The organism is Kosakonia oryzae, from assembly GCF_001658025.2.
GTDB classification, from domain to species: Bacteria; Pseudomonadota; Gammaproteobacteria; order Enterobacterales; family Enterobacteriaceae; genus Kosakonia; species Kosakonia oryzae.
The window spans coordinates 3,120,655-3,135,998 of the sequence record NZ_CP014007.2; the positions used below are offsets into that span (position 1 = coordinate 3,120,655).

At 50.3% G+C, this 15,344-nt stretch carries 16 protein-coding genes and 1 other annotated feature; of the genes, 4 read left to right on the top strand and 12 right to left on the bottom strand.

The annotated features are described in order from the left end of the window. Positions 1-3 precede the first annotated feature (3 nt). The 9 genes from btuC to thrS all read right to left on the bottom strand — a co-directional run bounded on the left by btuC (position 4) and on the right by thrS (position 8,235). Positions 4-990 (bottom strand): vitamin B12 ABC transporter permease BtuC, encoded by a 987-nt coding sequence (btuC, locus tag AWR26_RS14905; protein ID WP_064567006.1) that lies wholly within the window; start codon positions 988-990, stop codon positions 4-6. Between the two features lie 99 nt (positions 991-1,089). Next, the gene (ihfA, locus tag AWR26_RS14910; RefSeq protein ID WP_006820203.1) at positions 1,090-1,389 is read right to left on the bottom strand and encodes an integration host factor subunit alpha; all 300 of its coding nucleotides are present in this window, start codon (positions 1,387-1,389) and stop codon (positions 1,090-1,092) included. 4 nt (positions 1,390-1,393) lie between these two features. Further along, positions 1,394-3,781 (bottom strand): phenylalanine--tRNA ligase subunit beta, encoded by a 2,388-nt coding sequence (gene pheT, locus AWR26_RS14915; protein WP_064567008.1) that lies wholly within the window; start codon positions 3,779-3,781, stop codon positions 1,394-1,396. A gap of 14 nt (positions 3,782-3,795) precedes the next feature. Then, the gene (gene pheS, locus AWR26_RS14920; RefSeq protein WP_007374647.1) at positions 3,796-4,779 is read right to left on the bottom strand and encodes a phenylalanine--tRNA ligase subunit alpha; all 984 of its coding nucleotides are present in this window, start codon (positions 4,777-4,779) and stop codon (positions 3,796-3,798) included. A gap of 40 nt (positions 4,780-4,819) precedes the next feature. Continuing rightward, positions 4,820-4,944, bottom strand: a sequence feature (Phe leader region). Next, the gene (gene pheM / locus AWR26_RS14925; protein ID WP_001386830.1) at positions 4,895-4,939 is read right to left on the bottom strand and encodes a pheST operon leader peptide PheM; all 45 of its coding nucleotides are present in this window, start codon (positions 4,937-4,939) and stop codon (positions 4,895-4,897) included. Its footprint overlaps the feature before it by 45 nt. A 119-nt stretch (positions 4,945-5,063) precedes the next feature. Next, complete coding sequence (rplT, locus tag AWR26_RS14930) at positions 5,064-5,420, bottom strand: 50S ribosomal protein L20 (protein WP_007374646.1); 357 nt, start codon at positions 5,418-5,420, stop codon at positions 5,064-5,066. Positions 5,421-5,470: 50 nt separating this feature from the next. Beyond that, on the bottom strand, positions 5,471-5,668 hold the full coding sequence (rpmI, locus tag AWR26_RS14935) for a 50S ribosomal protein L35 (protein ID WP_001124225.1): 198 nt from the start codon (positions 5,666-5,668) through the stop codon (positions 5,471-5,473). A gap of 92 nt (positions 5,669-5,760) precedes the next feature. Further along, positions 5,761-6,303, bottom strand: coding sequence for a translation initiation factor IF-3 (infC, locus tag AWR26_RS14940; RefSeq protein WP_071532057.1), 543 nt, complete (start codon positions 6,301-6,303; stop codon positions 5,761-5,763). Between the two features lie 3 nt (positions 6,304-6,306). Beyond that, positions 6,307-8,235, bottom strand: coding sequence for a threonine--tRNA ligase (gene thrS / locus AWR26_RS14945; protein ID WP_007374644.1), 1,929 nt, complete (start codon positions 8,233-8,235; stop codon positions 6,307-6,309). 526 nt (positions 8,236-8,761) lie between these two features. Here thrS and AWR26_RS14950 point away from each other — a divergent pair. Beyond that, the gene (locus tag AWR26_RS14950) at positions 8,762-9,904 is read left to right on the top strand and encodes a glycosyltransferase family 9 protein (RefSeq protein ID WP_064567009.1); all 1,143 of its coding nucleotides are present in this window, start codon (positions 8,762-8,764) and stop codon (positions 9,902-9,904) included. Between the two features lie 561 nt (positions 9,905-10,465). Here the strand turns inward: AWR26_RS14950 and fumD are convergent. Then, entirely contained in the window at positions 10,466-10,678 is a 213-nt protein-coding gene (fumD, locus tag AWR26_RS14955; protein WP_043953759.1) for a fumarate hydratase FumD, read from the bottom strand. Positions 10,679-10,881: 203 nt separating this feature from the next. Between fumD and AWR26_RS14960 the strand changes: the two genes are divergently transcribed. Beyond that, a complete protein-coding gene (locus AWR26_RS14960; protein ID WP_064567011.1) occupies positions 10,882-12,327 on the top strand; it encodes a flagellin N-terminal helical domain-containing protein in 1,446 nt (481 codons plus the stop codon). A gap of 161 nt (positions 12,328-12,488) precedes the next feature. Here the strand turns inward: AWR26_RS14960 and AWR26_RS14965 are convergent, their stop codons facing one another. Together AWR26_RS14965 and AWR26_RS14970 are read right to left on the bottom strand one after the other, a co-directional pair. Continuing rightward, complete coding sequence (locus AWR26_RS14965) at positions 12,489-12,704, bottom strand: YdgH/BhsA/McbA family protein (protein ID WP_064569028.1); 216 nt, start codon at positions 12,702-12,704, stop codon at positions 12,489-12,491. A gap of 258 nt (positions 12,705-12,962) precedes the next feature. Beyond that, on the bottom strand, positions 12,963-13,718 hold the full coding sequence (locus tag AWR26_RS14970; RefSeq protein ID WP_064569029.1) for a DUF481 domain-containing protein: 756 nt from the start codon (positions 13,716-13,718) through the stop codon (positions 12,963-12,965). A 292-nt stretch (positions 13,719-14,010) separates the two neighbouring features. Here AWR26_RS14970 and pfkB point away from each other — a divergent pair, with 292 nt between their 5' ends. Next, positions 14,011-14,943, top strand: a complete 933-nt coding sequence (pfkB, locus tag AWR26_RS14975; RefSeq protein WP_064567013.1) for a 6-phosphofructokinase II — start codon at positions 14,011-14,013, stop codon at positions 14,941-14,943. A gap of 64 nt (positions 14,944-15,007) precedes the next feature. Continuing rightward, on the top strand, positions 15,008-15,298 hold the full coding sequence (ghoS, locus tag AWR26_RS14980) for a type V toxin-antitoxin system endoribonuclease antitoxin GhoS (protein WP_043953762.1): 291 nt from the start codon (positions 15,008-15,010) through the stop codon (positions 15,296-15,298). The last annotated feature ends 46 nt before the right edge of the window (positions 15,299-15,344 follow it).

Consider the following 15,344-nt stretch of genomic DNA (forward strand, 5'->3'; position numbering starts at 1 on the left):
ATTTCAGGCTTCACGCCCGACCTTTAATAATAACCAGATAAACACCGGCGCACCCAGCGTCGCCGTAACGACACCGATGGGTAACTCAGCGGCGCTAAGCGTCAGCCGGGCAACAATATCGGCGAACAGCAACGCCACCGCCCCCGCCAGCGCGCAGCCAGGAAGCAGCACCCGGTGATCGGTCAGCCCGCAGAGACGTAAAATATGCGGGATCACCAGACCAATAAAGCCAATGGCTCCTGCCAGCGCAACGCTGACACCAACCATCCAGCCCGTTGCCACCACCAGCAAATTTCGCCACAGCCACAGCGGCAACCCCAACTGCCGCGCGGATATCTCCCCCAGCGCCAGAACGTTCAGCGGTTTTGATTGAAAACAGATCCAGATCATCGCCGGTAACAACGCCACCATCAGCCAGCTTTGTTGCCAGTCGACCCCGCCAAAACCGCCCATCATCCAGTACATAAGCTGGCGTAAATCGAATGAGGTAGAAAAGTAAACCGCCCACGTCATTAACGCTGTACAAATAATGCCAAGCGCCACACCCGCAAGCAGCAGGCGGCTGGTGGTGAGATGACGCCGGGCAAAACGTAGCAGAATAAGCGTCACGATCAGCGCTCCGGCGATGGCGCACACGCCCAGCGCCCAGCCAGGCAACATACCGCCGCCCAGCAGTACAGCAGCGATCAGCCCGACGCCCGCGCCGCTTGAGACACCGAGCAATCCCGGCTCCGCCAGCGGATTTTCAAAAAGCGCCTGCATCACAGCGCCACACAGCGCCAGCGCGGCACCCACCAGCACTACCGCCAGCGTACGGGGAAGACGAATTTGCCAGACAAAGAGCTGACCATCAGGAGTAAACCAGCTGTCGGGAGCGATCCATTGCTCGCCCGCGCAGAGGCTAATAAACACAGAGAATAATAAAAGCAGCAATAATCCGCCAAGCCAGCGGCGATTTCGTTGCTGTTGAAGATGAGCGTATGCCAGCATGTTAACCGTTTTACCGTCAGTCAGGTGGCTGATTTTATGATTGATGCCGGGCGCTGAAAAGAAAAAAGGCCGCAGCGCGGCCTTTTTAGTTAGTTCATATCATTCAGCTTTGGGCGAAGCGTTTTCAACACGGCTCTTCAACTTCTGGCCGGGTCTGAAGGTCACCACGCGCCGGGCTGTAATGGGAATATCTTCGCCCGTTTTCGGGTTACGCCCCGGACGTTGATTTTTGTCGCGCAAATCGAAATTGCCAAAGCCGGAGAGTTTTACCTGCTCACCGTTTTCCAGAGCACGACGGATCTCTTCGAAAAACAGCTCTACCAGCTCTTTTGCGTCCCGCTTGCTAAGCCCGAGCTTATCAAACAGATATTCTGACATTTCAGCTTTTGTAAGCGCCATAGGTTCAATCCCTCAATGATGCCTGGAATCGCTCTTTTAATGCCTCTACACATCTGGCAACGGTAGCGGCAATCTCCTCTTCTTCGAGTGTACGGCTGGTATCCTGAAGGATCAGGCTAATGGCAAGGCTCTTATACCCCTCCGCTACGCCCTTACCGCGGTACACGTCAAATAAGTTTACGCCAACTACCTGATTTACGCCAACTTTCTTACACTCGGCCAAAACATCTGCTGCGGGCACATTTTCAGCCACAACTACCGCGATATCACGACGGTTTGCCGGGAAGCGTGAAATCTCCTGAGCCTGAGGAACCACGCGGTCTGCAAGCGCATTCCACTCCAGTTCAAACACCAAAGTGCGACCGTTCAGATCGAGCTTACGTTCCAGTTCAGGATGCACAACACCAATAAAACCAATACGTTTATCTTTCAGATAAATCGCTGCAGATTGTCCCGGATGGAGCGCCGGATTCGTTTCTGCACGGAATTCAATGGCCAATAATTTGCCTGTCAGCTCCAGAACGGATTCCAGATCGCCTTTCAGGTCGAAGAAATCCACACTGCCTTTCGCCAGATCCCAATGTTCTTCATAACGGTTGCCGCAAATGGCGCCCGCCAGCATGACATCCTGACGAATACCAAGATTTGCCTGGGTATCAGGGACAAAGCGCAGACCCGTTTCAAAAATACGCACGCGGCTCTGCTGGCGGTTCTGGTTATAAACGATAGTGCCCAACAGCCCCGTCCACAGCGACAGGCGCATTGCTGACATTTCGCTGGAGATCGGACTTGGCAGGATCAGCGCTTCTTCGCCCGGGTGGATCAATTGCTGCAATTTCGGATCAACGAAACTGTAGGTGATCACTTCCTGGTAGCCTTTGTCGTTGAGCATGGTTTTCACACGCTTCAGCGAAAGATCCGCTTCACGGTGTTCGCCCATGACCAGACCGGCCTGAACCGGCGCATCCGGAATGTTATTGTAGCCGTAGATACGCGCTACTTCTTCCACCAGATCTTCTTCGATTTCCATATCGAAACGCCAGCTCGGCGCAACCGCCAGCCATTCATCCTGGCCTTCAGTGACTTCGCAACCAAGGCGCTTGAGGATATCACTGACCTGCTCATCGGCAATATGATGACCAATCAGGCGATCCAGCTTGCTGCGGCGCAGACGAATGGTCGCACGTTTCGGCAAGGTAGCTTCGTTCGTGACATCAATGATCGGACCCGCTTCGCCGCCGCAGATATCCAGCAACAGGCGAGTTGCGCGCTCCATGGCTTTGTATTGCAGTTGTGGGTCGACGCCACGCTCATAACGATGTGAAGCATCAGTATGCAGACCATGACGACGAGCACGACCAGTAATAGAGAGCGGATTGAAGAAAGCGCATTCCAGCAGTACGTTCTGGGTTTCGCTGTTCACGCCAGAGTGTTCACCGCCAAAGATACCGCCCATCGCCAACGCTTTGTTATGGTCAGCAATCACCAGCGTGTCCGCGTTCAGTTTCGCTTCGCTGCCGTCCAGCAGCACCAGGGTTTCGCCCTCTTTTGCCATGCGCACCACGATGCCGCCTTCCAGGCGATCGCGGTCAAACGCGTGCATCGGCTGGCCCAGTTCCAGCAGAACATAGTTGGTCACATCCACCACAGCATCGATTGAACGAATACCGCAGCGACGCAGCTTCTCTTTCATCCACAGTGGGGTTGGCGCTTTAACATCGATGCCCTTCACTACGCGCCCGAGGTAACGCGGGCAGGCATCTGCGGCTTCCACTGCGATCGGCAGCGTGTCGGTAATTGTCGCGGCGACCGGCGCAATTTCTGGCGCCGTCAGCGGAGACTGATTCAGCACCGCCACATCGCGTGCAACACCAATGATCCCTAAGCAATCCGCACGGTTCGGCGTGACGCTAATCTCAATGGTATTATCATCAAGTTTCAGGTACTCACGGATATCGGTGCCGATCGGCGCATCTGCCGGCAGTTCGATAATGCCGTTGTGATCGTCAGAAATACCCAGCTCGGAGAAGGAGCACAGCATCCCTTCCGACGGTTCGCCGCGCAGTTTCGCCGCTTTGATTTTGAAGTCACCGGGCAGTACTGCACCGACTGTCGCTACGGCGACTTTCAGGCCCAGACGGCAGTTTGGCGCGCCACAAACGATGTCCAGCAGGCGATCGCCACCGACATTGACTTTCGTCACTCGCAGTTTGTCAGCGTTCGGGTGCTGAGCGCACTCCATTACTTCGCCGACCACCACACCATGAAACGCCCCGGCAACCGGCTCTACGCCGTCCACTTCCAGGCCGGCCATAGTGATCTGCCCTGACAGCGCTTCACTGTCAATGGCTGGATTGACCCATTCGCGTAACCACAGTTCACTGAATTTCATTGTTTTACCTGCCTTTATTTAAACTGTTTGAGGAAACGCAGATCGTTTTCGAAGAATGCGCGCAAGTCGGTAACGCCGTAACGCAGCATGGTCAGACGTTCCATCCCCATGCCAAATGCGAAGCCGGAGTAAACTTCCGGATCGATTCCAACATTACGCAATACGTTTGGATGCACCATGCCGCAGCCCAGTACTTCCAGCCATTTGCCGTTTTTGCCCATCACATCAACTTCTGCAGACGGTTCAGTGAACGGGAAGTAAGACGGGCGGAAACGAATCTGCAGATCTTCTTCAAAGAAGTTACGCAGGAAGTCATGCAGCGTGCCTTTCAGGTTAGTAAAGCTGATGTTTTTATCGACGATCAGCCCTTCCATCTGATGGAACATTGGCGTATGCGTTTGGTCGTAGTCGTTACGGTAAACGCGTCCAGGGGCGATAATGCGGATTGGCGGCTGCTGATTCTCCATGGTACGAATCTGCACACCAGAGGTCTGCGTACGCAGCAAACGCGTCGCGTCAAACCAGAAAGTATCGTGATCCGCACGTGCCGGGTGGTGACCCGGAATATTCAGCGCGTCAAAGTTATGGTAATCGTCTTCGATTTCCGGGCCGGTGGCGACGGTAAAACCCAGTTCACCGAAGAAACTCTCAATACGATCGATCGTGCGGGTTACCGGGTGTAACCCCCCATTTTCCACGCGACGCCCCGGCAGGGAGACATCGATGGTTTCGGCTGCCAGACGCGCATTCAGCGCAGCATTTTCCAGATCCGATTTACGGGCGTTCAGCGCTTGCTGAACCTGCTCTTTGGCTTCGTTGATCACTGCCCCGGCAGCCGGGCGCTCTTCTGGCGGCAGCTCACGCAGGGTGGTCATCTGAAGGGTCAGGTGCCCTTTTTTGCCCAGGTATTCGACGCGGACGTTGTCCAGAGCGGCGACATCTGAAGCATCGTTAATGGCTGCCTTCGCACTGGCAACCAGCTCTGCGAGATGTGACATGGTTTTCCTCGTTATATGACGATATTTACAAACGACAGATACAAAAAAAGCCTCCACAAGGGAGGCTTTCTGGCGCTGTTTTCCGTTTCTTCTTTCACGCGCTAGCCTCCCGGGTTCAGGTGCTAAAGTAAAAAAAGAAGCGGAAAATAGCAGCATTCATGCTTGCGTTACCTTAACAGGGTAAGTGGCGGTGATGGGCTATTGAAAACGCATCACTGCAAAATGTCAATGTATTGATAATGTTAAAGCAAAAGAGGGAGCCAGGCTCCCTCTCTTAAACTGGCTTATGCCAGAGCTGCTTTCGCTTTTTCAACCAGTGCAGAGAATGCCACTTTGTCGAATACAGCGATGTCAGCCAGGATCTTACGGTCGATTTCAACAGAGGCTTTTTTCAGGCCATTGATGAATTTGCTGTAAGAGATACCGTTCTGACGTGCTGCTGCGTTGATACGTGCAATCCACAGCTGACGGAACTGACGCTTTTTCTGACGACGGTCACGATAAGCGTACTGACCAGCTTTGATAACAGCCTGGAAGGCAACACGGTAAACGCGTGAACGCGCGCCGTAGTAACCTTTAGCTTGTTTCAAAATTTTCTTATGACGTGCACGTGCAATCACACCACGTTTTACGCGAGCCATATGCTCTCTCCTGTATCTATATTCTTAAAAAAAGTTAAAAGGTTAACGACTTATGCGTACGGCAGGCACGCGATTACCAGACCCAGATCGCCTTTAGAAACCATGGCTTTCGGGCGCAGGTGACGTTTACGCTTAGTAGCTTTTTTGGTCAGAATATGACGCAGGTTAGCGTGCTTGTGCTTAAAACCACCTTTACCGGTTTTTTTGAAGCGCTTAGCAGCACCGCGTACGGTCTTAATTTTTGGCATTTTTTAACTTCCACTTCGCATTGTTAATAAACGAAACAAAGGCGAACCAAACCCGTGAGCTTGCGGCCCACAGGTTTAATTACTTGATGGCCTTACTGTTTCTTCTTCGGAGCAAGCACCATAATCATCTGGCGGCCTTCGATCTTCGTTGGGAAGGATTCGACAACTGCCAGTTCATTCAGATCGTCTTTCACGCGATTAAGCACTTCCATACCGATCTGTTGGTGGGCCATTTCACGACCACGGAAACGCAGTGTGATCTTGGCCTTATCGCCCTCTTCGAGAAAGCGAATCAGGCTGCGGAGTTTTACCTGATAGTCGCCTTCATCTGTACCAGGTCGGAATTTAATTTCCTTAACCTGAATAACTTTTTGCTTCTTCTTCTGTTCCTTAGAAGATTTGCTCTTTTCATAGAGGAACTTGCCGTAGTCCATTATACGGCAAACGGGCGGCTCGGCGTTAGGGCTAATTTCAACTAAATCAACCCCGGCTTCTTCAGCTTTTTCCAGAGCTTCTCTCAGACTCACAATACCAAGCTGCTCGCCTTCCAGACCTGTTAAGCGAACTTCCAGGGCGCGAATTTCGCCATTGATACGATTGGGACGCGCCGTTTGAACTCGTTTTCCGCCTTTAATACTTTATTCCTCCAATTGTTGAAGACTGCGGCTGCGAATCTCTTGCTGCAGCTGCTCGATAACATCATTTACGTCCAGGCTCCCCAGGTCTTTACCACGGCGGGTACGCACGGCAACTTTGCCGGCCTCAACCTCTTTGTCACCGCAAACCAGCATATAAGGGACGCGACGTAAAGTGTGCTCGCGGATTTTAAAGCCTATCTTCTCGTTTCTCAAGTCTGCTTTTACACGAATGCCCGCATTTTGCAGTTTACGCGTCAATTCGTTAACGTATTCAGACTGTGAATCGGTGATATTCATGACCACTACCTGCACCGGCGCCAGCCAGGTCGGGAAGAAGCCAGCAAATTCTTCAGTCAGGATGCCAATAAAGCGCTCCAGAGAACCAAGAATCGCGCGGTGAATCATCACCGGAACCTGACGTTCGTTGCTTTCGCCTACATAAGAAGCGTTCAGACGAGCCGGCAGGGAGAAATCAAGCTGTACTGTACCGCACTGCCATGCACGATCGAGGCAGTCATATAAGGTAAATTCAATTTTCGGACCGTAGAATGCGCCTTCACCCAGTTGGAATTCAAATGGGATATTGTTCTCTTCCAGCGCAACCGCCAGATCCGCCTCAGCACGATCCCACATCTCATCGCTACCGATACGTTTTTCCGGGCGAGTAGAGAGTTTGACGACGATTTTCTCAAAACCGAAGGTGCTGTACATATCGTAGACTAAACGAATACATGCGTTCACTTCATCACGCACCTGCTCTTCCGTACAGAAGATATGAGCGTCATCCTGAGTGAAGCCACGTACGCGCATCAACCCATGCAGCGCGCCTGACGGCTCATTGCGATGGCAACTACCGAACTCAGCCATACGCAGCGGCAGATCGCGGTAGGATTTTAAGCCCTGGTTGAAAATCTGTACGTGACCCGGGCAGTTCATCGGCTTGATGCAGTATTCACGGTTTTCGGAAGACGTCGTAAACATCGCATCTTTGTAGTTGTCCCAGTGGCCGGTTTTTTCCCACAGCACACGGTCCATCATGAACGGGCCTTTCACTTCCTGGTACTGGTACTCTTTCAGCTTAGAGCGAACAAATGTTTCCAGTTCACGGAAGATAGTCCAGCCATCGTTATGCCAGAAAACCATACCCGGCGCCTCTTCCTGCATATGATACAAGTCGAGTTGCTTACCGATTTTACGGTGATCGCGTTTTGCCGCTTCTTCCAGGCGTTGCAGATAAGCATTCAGCGCTTTTTTATCTGCCCAGGCGGTGCCATAGATACGCTGCAACATCTTGTTGTTGCTGTCGCCGCGCCAGTAAGCCCCTGCAGTTTTCATCAGTTTGAAGTGATGGCAGAAACGCATGTTCGGCACGTGCGGACCACGGCACATGTCGATGTATTCCTGATGATGATACAAGCCCGGCTTGTCATCATGCGCAATATTTTCATCAAGGATGGAGACTTTATAGTTTTCGCCGCGTTTAACAAAGGTCTCGCGCGCTTCCTGCCAGCTCACTTTTTTCTTGATGACGTCGTAGTTGGTTTCGGCGAGCTCATGCATACGCTTTTCAAGCGCGTCGATGTCTTCCTGGGTCAGGGTGTGGTCAAGATCAACGTCATAATAGAAGCCGTTATCAATAACCGGGCCAATCGCCATTTTGGTATTCGGCCACAATTGCTTAATTGCATGGCCTAACAGGTGCGCACAGGAGTGACGGATAATTTCCAGACCATCATCATCTTTAGCGGTGATGATGGCGAGGTTGGCGTCACTGTTGATCACATCAGAAGCATCAACCAGTTCGCCATTAACGCGCCCAGCGATACAGGCTTTCGCCAGTCCCGGACCGATATCCAGCGCAACATCCATAGGGCTTACGGCGTGGTCGTAATGGCGTTGGCTGCCATCAGGAAGAGTAATTACAGGCATTTCATTTCCTTATTTGCAGTGGTGCCCCACACGAAAGAGCACATACAAAATTAAATAATATATTTATATCAGCATGTTAAGAATGTTTATTTGCTTCACTCTGCAAACTGTGCACACCAGAAGAAAACCTGACAGTGCCCATCCCCACCTGCTGATAACGCCCCACAATAGTACACGGCATCGCGACGACATAAAAGCGTGAACAGAATCATATTCCTGGCGTACATCGCAGGGAGCATGCCAGCCACGCCATCATGGCGCGCTAACACAATACATTCTCCTTCAATGACGTTCACGTAATACGGGAAATTATACAACTCAGCAGTTTTATATACGCTATCGCAAAAAATATAACGAATTCACATTTCATCCATCATGTCCTCAATTTCACATGATGAAATCAAGCGAAAGGATATCCATCGTTTTACTGGAATAACTAACAAACCTGACTGAATCATTTTTACCGTCTTGCGTTCTCATCTTGGCACAGACGGGAGTGTTTATTGCGAATAAGGAAAAAGTCGTCATGATGCAACACACAGCGATAGAAATGCCTGTCGGAAAATTTAAAAAAATAAGAGCACTTAACAGACGGCGTAATTACTTTCTAAAAAAAATACGTACTCTGTTACGCGTTTATATCGCGAAAATGCTCTGGGACAGTCCAACCCGAAGCGAACTGAATTTAATCTCAGCAAGGAAAGTTCTGTTAATGCGTAACGAAGGAGCAATTGGCGATGTTGTCGTCGATTCCGCACTGGTTAAATGTCTGCACGAGTCAGGATATATCGTTGATTTTCTGCTGACAAAATCAAACAGCCAGGTAATGCGCTATAACCCCCGTATCCGCCATATCTACGAGGCAGAAGATATCGCTTCTGCCAGCTACCTTAAAAAGTTCACCCATAATGTCCCCCGCTCTGTGATTACTGAGTTATCTAATAATAAGTATGATGTTGTTATCGACCCTTCCCTTTTTGATATCCCTGTGCATCGGTTGTTGTTATTAAAACAAATAAATGCCAAAGCAGTGTTAGGATTTAATAAATGGCCCTCTATTAACCATTATACCAAATCCTTTGATTTTGATTGTGCAAACTGGCATGTCAGCAAAACCTTTTACTGCATCGCTGACTGCATGCAATTAGATAAAAAACAACTGGCAACTTATGACCTGCATATTCCTCAGGATATTTACGCTGAGACGCAACAATTTCTGGCCGCCATCGAAGGCCGTAAGATTATCATTAATATCTTTGCCGGTAATGAGGATCGCTGTTTATCCCAGACGCAGCTCGCGGCAATTATTGAACAATTGCAGATTGCTTATCCAGCGGTAAATATTATTCTGCTCGATCACCGTAAAGAGATCCGTCTGCCTCTCCCCGCCAGAGTCGTCGTAAATCCTTTTAAAACTCTGCACCATGCAATGGCACTTATTGCGCAAGCCGATCTGATTATCTCGCCCGACACCTCGATCGTGCATATGGCGGCCGCATGGCAGAAACCGCTCATTGCTATCTACAAAGATGTACGGCTCAACAATCAGCTTTGGGCACCGGGATATGAAAACGCAAGGCAGATCATCATCAAATGTGGAAAGGTGCACCAACAGCAGGATATCGCCAGTTTAATCATGGCGGAAATTGATCCCTCCCGATTAAGTTAAAGTATTTACCACGTGAATTGTCAGTTCACAGTAACTGACAATTCAGCAACTTAGCTCTCGATATCTACCACACTAGCGGTAACCGTTCACCACAATTTCAGCACGCCGCAGAAAAAAACGTACAAAATGGAATTTCCGGGATATAACAGCAAGTGTGTGCTTTTTATTCGCTCCAGCGTGGAACCTCTGCACGCCTGAAAACAGGATATTCATAACTGGCAGTGATGATTGTTATTGTGAAAAAACGTTTCAAAATTAACCGTATAGCTTACGTTTAATCTGATTTTTAGCGGCCACCTTGACACAACAGTATCACTGGCAGTCTAGTTGGCTTCCCATTAACATCTAACTCAATGATAAAGCATGGCAATTGTTTATCCCGTTATCATTATCGCGCTCCTTGCGATCATTATTTTTTCGTTTTATAAGCACCGCAGCATGAAGTCAGCAAGAAGTTTACCGGGTCGTCACAAAAAGCGGCGCTGATGGTGCCAGACTGCTTTGAAAGACAAACCCGCACTCGCTAAAGGCACGCGCAAGCGTGCCTTTTTTCCTTGTTTATCAGGATTGATACCCCAGCGCGCGGATCACGGTTTCCATTGCTTCCTGCGTTAATGCGGAACGCGTAACTCGCTTATTTGCCAGCATCGTTCTGACCACGCCAGCAATGACAATATGCTTTGGCTCCTGCCCCAAATCTCGCATCTCGAGTACCACCTTCCCTACCACCCGGCACATCTCCTCGTATAATGCCTCATCTTTGGAATTCCCCATTGCTCCTCCGGTTGTTGTGGTTTTGCCTCGCTTAATCGGCATCAGGATAGGGATAACCCGTCTCTTTGTAACCCCTGCTGATAACTTCCTTCACTTTCAATCGGATGCACGCATATTATGTCGGCTGATAAATTTACCTTAAAGTTACCCACCTTCACTGCCGATGAATGATTCATTAGAAACGCGAATGAATTAGCTCAGCGATGCAGACGATTAATTACAATGAAATGGTCGGTCTCAATCTGTCCACCCGCCAGAAAACGACATCAGCATTACAGGAATCTATTACGCGATTATCGTCTGGATTGCGCATCAATGGCGCGAAAGACGACGCTGCAGGACAGGCGATTGTTAACCGCATGCGCGCCAATGTTAATTCGGATACCGTGATTTCACGCGGGCTTGACGATGCCATAAGTATGGCGCAAACCGCCGAAAGCAGCCTGAGTACCGTCGGTGAATTGTTGATCCGAGCGAAAAGCCTGGCCATTCAGTCCGGTAACAGTACGTTGTCGATAAGTGACCGGGAAAGTTTGCATGCTGAATATCAAGAAATTCTTGACAATATTCAGTACATTTCAGAAAACACAGAGATTTTTGGTCGCTATCCGCTGGCCACCGACTCCCCGGATCTGCCGCCAGAGTTAATCGGTAATGTTCCGCCGCTGGACACGAAATTTCCCGTCGCGGGAACGAATTACACATTCAGCTCGGGAATCGTCTCACTGGCGTATATTCCCGCAGGGGCGAAGGATATCACCCTCACTATTGATTCATTGGGGCTGGACGATGATATTCAGCTCTTCACGCGCGATGGCAAGCACCTTGTCGGTACGCCGATCACCGGTACCGATCCGGATTACACCTGGAAAAGCCGTGGTATCACCGACCCGGCAAAAGCGACCAGCCGCGTACTGACCGAGGCCAACGGCTTTGAGGCGGGCGCAACCTATGATGATTCATTATTGATAGAAGGAGGTGCCAGTTGGGTGCTGAATGGCAGCGCAACGCTTAATTACGACGGCATGACCATCCGCTACAGCGGCGATGGCGATCGCTACGAACCCGGCAAAGCCTACAACGACGGCAGTAATGGTTCCAACCGGCTGGAACGTATCAAAATAGATAATGTTACGGAAGATTTGGTGGTGATGATTGTCGGTAGCGGCTCGTTTAGCAGTAACCTGAGCTGGGGTACCCTGCCCGCACCTAAAATCACTCCCGCCGAACCGCCAAAGCAGAGTTTCCCCTGGGAGGTGGTCACCAGTGCGAATTTTGATGAAGAGGTTGGCGCCGTCACGATGCCGACCACGTCGGCCGATCTGAAATCACTGGGGTTACTGAACACCGATCTTCGTTCAATGGCGACCGCAGGCAATGCGCAGGAAACACTCGATAGCGCGCTGGAAAAAGTCAGTCGCTATCGTTCTCAATACGGCGCGTTTATCAATCGCTTTGCATCGTCAAAATCGGTGCTGGCGCAACAGAGTGTGGCCACACAGGCGGCAAAGAGCCGCATTGAAGACGCAGATTATGCACTGGAAACCAGCAACATGGTGAAAGCACAAATATTACAACAGGGGCAGGATGCCGTACTCAAAGTGGCAAACCAGTCAGCAGAAAATATTTTATCTTTGTTGCGGAGTTAAACAAACGACCTATTTAATAACTGCAGCTCTTTTAAATATCACCGTCAGTTTTAGCCAATATTTAATAAAATACAGAGCGCTGATTTACATTAGAGGGTAAATACAAAAACCGGTACTACACTCTCCGGTTTTCAAAGTTAATGAATTAACTAAGAATCTACTTAATTCCATTCACCGGCAACCAGCGTATGCGCATCAAATGCTTGATCGTTGGTTCCGTGAGTAGATTGCGCAACTGGCACCATATTGGAGCCTGCTTCGATGTTAGTGATATTCGTGTTGCTCTGGCTGGCTGAAGTGGCTGGCTGAGCCGCGAAGACGCCAAAAGAGAGTGCAGAAAGCACCACGGCAACTGCGGCAGTTTTGATTGTTTTCATAATGGAGTTCTCTTTCTGTAAAACGAACATTATTTGCTGGGCTGTTTTTTTGCCCGTAAAGCTAGTGTAGATCTGGATCACATTTTTGCCCAGTCAATTTATTTATCCATTCGTGTCAAATAAACTGAAGGTGTGTCCAGATAATTAATTATGAAGGCAATATGGAGACAGAAGTTTACTTAAATAAAACTGAATATAAAGCGCGGGGAAATAGCACAAATAAACAAAAGAGTGGGCCGGAGTTTCCGGCCCGGCGTATTACATTTTATAACCTAACGTTACCGTCGTTCTGCGATCGGTATGATCCGGCGCAGATGAAGGCGGCTGGGAGTTCCAGGTGAGGTAATAACCTACTTTCAATGCGAAATGGGCATTGATAGCCACTTCCAGCGCCGTTTCTGAGTTCACCGTCGTATCGTCCGCGCCAAACACAGAGACACCCTGCGTGAATTTGGTGGTGTCGGTCACTTGCCAGGTATAGGTACCGGACGCATAACCCAGCCCAGTGGTTTTGGTGTCGTCATTGGTGTACTTGTCGTAACGTACACCAGGACCGAATTCAAAGCGCAGGCTATGAACCGGGCCATTGAGGAACTGACGACCATAACCGGCGGTAAATACATCGCGATCCTGATAACCGTTATAGCGATCGGTCAACCAACTAGCCTGGCCGAAAATATAGTCATAATCCGTCAGGTTATAACGACTACGGCCGCCAACGGCGTATTTCTCAGACGAACGAACATCGTTCGATGAGGTATTACTGGCGTTGCCCCACAGAGACCAGGCCGTCGTATTGCCGTACCAGGTCAGGGTAGAATCGGCAGTCAAAGAGGAGCTCTTTGTGTTGCCGGACTGCGCCAGATAGCCGCCGTTCACGCTACCTTCAAACGGGTGTTTCGCGGTGGATGGGTCATCCATGACAGTAAAAACGGTATCATCTGCGGCAGCATTCATTGCCACAAATACGCCCGCGACCAGTGCAAACGCGGGTACTGTCTTCAAAAGCTTCATTTTTTTAGAGTCCGAACAGCATAAAAAAGAGACCATCACGGTCCCGGAAACTTTCATCAGGATCAACGACTAACGTTCCAAAGAAAGGTAACAAATTATAAAAAGGGCGCTTAAACATATCAATGAAATCTTATTGGAATTTTTGAATAAGAGAGATCTCAAAAACAACAAAATGGTTATTAATCCTCTAAGCCAGGTTAATCGATACCATATTTAAATCAGTCTGTTATTTCCTTTCCCTTCGCTGGATTCAGTGCCAGACTTACTGCAACCGAAGAAAAAGGAGGTCATCATGGTCGCGATTTATACTTTGACGCTGGCACCTTCGCTGGACAGTGCAACATTAACGCCGCAGATTTATCCAGAAGGCAAACTGCGCTGCACCCCACCTGTTTTTGAGCCCGGCGGCGGCGGCATTAATGTCGCAAGAGCCATTACCCATCTTGGCGGTAAAGCGACAGCGATTTTTCCGGCCGGTGGCGCAACCGGCGAACACCTGACGGCGCTGTTAGCGGATGAAAACGTACCAACCATCAGTGTCGACGCCAAAGACTGGACGCGGCAGAACCTGCATGTTCATGTGGAATCCAGCGGCGAGCAATACCGCTTTGTCATGCCGGGTGCCAGCCTCAGTGAAGATGAGTTTCGTCAGATCGAAGAAAAAGTACTCACCATTGAGCCGGGCGCGTTACTGGTAGTGAGCGGCAGCCTGCCGCCAGGCATTACCGTCGGGAAACTGACACAACTCATTAAAGCTGCGCAGCAGCATGGGCTGCGCTGCATCGTTGACAGTTCCGGCGAAGCCCTCAGCGCTGCGTTGTCTATCGGCAATATCGAACTGGTCAAACCGAATCAGAAAGAGCTAAGCGCGCTGGTGGGGAGGGAATTGACCCAGCCGGATGATGTGCGCAAAGCGGCACAGGAGATTGTTGATAGTGGTAAAGCGCTGCGCGTCGTCGTATCGCTGGGCCCTCAGGGGGCGCTGGCTGTCGATGCGAACCAGTGCGTGCAGGTCGTGCCGCCGCCGATGAAAAGCCAGAGTACGGTAGGCGCTGGCGACAGTATGGTGGGTGCGATGACGCTAAAACTGGCGCACAACGCGCCACTGGACGATATGGTCCGTTACGGTGTTGCCGCCGGGAGTGCCGCGACGATTAACCATGGTACTCGACTGTGCGCGCTGTCCGACACGCAAAAGATCTACGACTATTTGCGTAATGCCTGAGAATCGACAAATAGCGCGTGACGACTATGCTAAAAAAACCTTCAGGATTACAACGAGGTGAAATATGAGCAGTGACGGCATCACGCGCTACGTGGTAGTGGTGAAATTTCATGAGCAAAGCCTGACCGAAATCAACGAACTGAATAACCACTTTACACGTGCAGGTTTCCTGCTCACGATGACCGATGAAGATGGAAATGTTCACGATCTCGGCACCAACACCTTCGGGCTCATCAGTGCGCTCAGTGAACAGGAAGTGCTCGAACTCGCCCGTGGATTAGCCGCCGCCGCGGTGGCTGACGAGGCTGACATCACCGTCAGCACCTGGGAGGAGTGGCAGCAAAAAGAGCATTAAGTGCCATGGCGTGTTACCTGTCCCGCAGGTGTGCGTTATGTCGTAT

Excerpts from the sequence above, each read along its gene's own strand:
- pheT (WP_064567008.1), bottom strand. The coding sequence starts at position 3,781 with ATGAAATTCAGTGAACTGTGGTTACGCGAATGGGTCAATCCAGCCATT.
- AWR26_RS14965 (WP_064569028.1), bottom strand. The coding sequence starts at position 12,704 with ATGAAAACAATCAAAACTGCCGCAGTTGCCGTGGTGCTTTCTGCACTC.
- ihfA (WP_006820203.1), bottom strand. The coding sequence starts at position 1,389 with ATGGCGCTTACAAAAGCTGAAATGTCAGAATATCTGTTTGATAAGCTC.
- AWR26_RS14960 (WP_064567011.1), top strand. The coding sequence starts at position 10,882 with ATGCAGACGATTAATTACAATGAAATGGTCGGTCTCAATCTGTCCACC.
- pheS (WP_007374647.1), bottom strand. The coding sequence starts at position 4,779 with ATGTCACATCTCGCAGAGCTGGTTGCCAGTGCGAAGGCAGCCATTAAC.
- thrS (WP_007374644.1), bottom strand. The coding sequence starts at position 8,235 with ATGCCTGTAATTACTCTTCCTGATGGCAGCCAACGCCATTACGACCAC.
- fumD (WP_043953759.1), bottom strand. The coding sequence starts at position 10,678 with ATGGGGAATTCCAAAGATGAGGCATTATACGAGGAGATGTGCCGGGTG.
- AWR26_RS14950 (WP_064567009.1), top strand. The coding sequence starts at position 8,762 with ATGATGCAACACACAGCGATAGAAATGCCTGTCGGAAAATTTAAAAAA.
- rplT (WP_007374646.1), bottom strand. The coding sequence starts at position 5,420 with ATGGCTCGCGTAAAACGTGGTGTGATTGCACGTGCACGTCATAAGAAA.
- pfkB (WP_064567013.1), top strand. The coding sequence starts at position 14,011 with ATGGTCGCGATTTATACTTTGACGCTGGCACCTTCGCTGGACAGTGCA.
- AWR26_RS14970 (WP_064569029.1), bottom strand. The coding sequence starts at position 13,718 with ATGAAGCTTTTGAAGACAGTACCCGCGTTTGCACTGGTCGCGGGCGTA.
- btuC (WP_064567006.1), bottom strand. The coding sequence starts at position 990 with ATGCTGGCATACGCTCATCTTCAACAGCAACGAAATCGCCGCTGGCTT.
- ghoS (WP_043953762.1), top strand. The coding sequence starts at position 15,008 with ATGAGCAGTGACGGCATCACGCGCTACGTGGTAGTGGTGAAATTTCAT.
- rpmI (WP_001124225.1), bottom strand. The coding sequence starts at position 5,668 with ATGCCAAAAATTAAGACCGTACGCGGTGCTGCTAAGCGCTTCAAAAAA.